Here is an 856-nt window from a genome sequence, read left to right on the forward strand (position 1 = left end):
CACGCCGACTCAGAGGTGAGCACACAGCGGGATGTCTCCAACCAGGACGTCAACCATGGTGGTTAAACGATGTACCAGTAGGTAGCGAGAAACCTAGGGGCGCGTCCACGCATGGTCAACCCCTCGCGCGCGTCCCGCGGCGCACCGCACGGACGAGGGGACCGGTAGGGACCGGTAAGGGCCGGTGAGGGCCGGTGAGGTCGGTGAGGGCCGGTGAGGGCCGGTGAGGTCGGTACGGTACGGCTCATCCACACACCGCGGGCCACTCACCCACACGCCGCGGTCCGCTCACCGGCCCGACACGGTCCGCTCACCCACACGACACGGGCCGCTCACCCACACGCCGCAGTCGGTTCGTCAGTTCAAAGCGGTCCGCGCCCGCTTCAGGAACTCATCCCGCACATCCTCCGAAACCTTCAAACATTCCATCCACACACCGCTGGCGAAAATACCGAGACTTTGACTCGTCCCCCGGTCACGAGCATCGCGCACAACGGCCTCCAATTGATCAACCTGCCTCTGCGCCGCGATACGGACACCACGTGCCGCCTCAACCACAGCACAAGGCCCCTCCATATCCAGCACATGAAACACCTCCCGCAGCCTCATCAGGCGTGTCCTGCGTCCCGCCGCCCTGTGGCCGCACCTTCGACGGCGGGATCAACAGCTTGACGGTCTCCCACAACCCGTCCGGAACAATCCAGCACCGCCCAGCCGCTGGCGCGGCGCAGGGTCGCGGTGTCCGCAGCCGTACGCCTGCCCACACCCCGATGGCAGGGCGCAGAGGACACCGCAAGAAATACGACAGAGGATGTCGGGTTTTGTGGAGACAGTGGGGCGCCGGTCGGTGTCGTGG

General features: G+C 65.9%; 1 protein-coding gene. It reads right to left on the reverse strand.

What is annotated here, in order from left to right:
- Positions 1 to 357 precede the first annotated feature (357 nt).
- Complete coding sequence (locus tag ACFV3I_RS18755; protein ID WP_378823961.1) at positions 358 to 609, reverse strand: hypothetical protein; 252 nt, start codon at positions 607 to 609, stop codon at positions 358 to 360.
- Positions 610 to 856 lie beyond the last annotated feature (247 nt).

This window comes from Microbacterium sp. NPDC059771 (assembly GCF_042732495.1).
Taxonomy (GTDB): domain Bacteria; phylum Actinomycetota; class Actinomycetes; order Actinomycetales; family Microbacteriaceae; genus Microbacterium; species Microbacterium sufflavum.

What these genes read in the sequence shown, in the direction of transcription:
- ACFV3I_RS18755 (WP_378823961.1), bottom strand. Translation starts at nt 609, where the DNA reads ATGAGGCTGCGGGAGGTGTTTCATGTGCTGGATATGGAGGGGCCTTGT.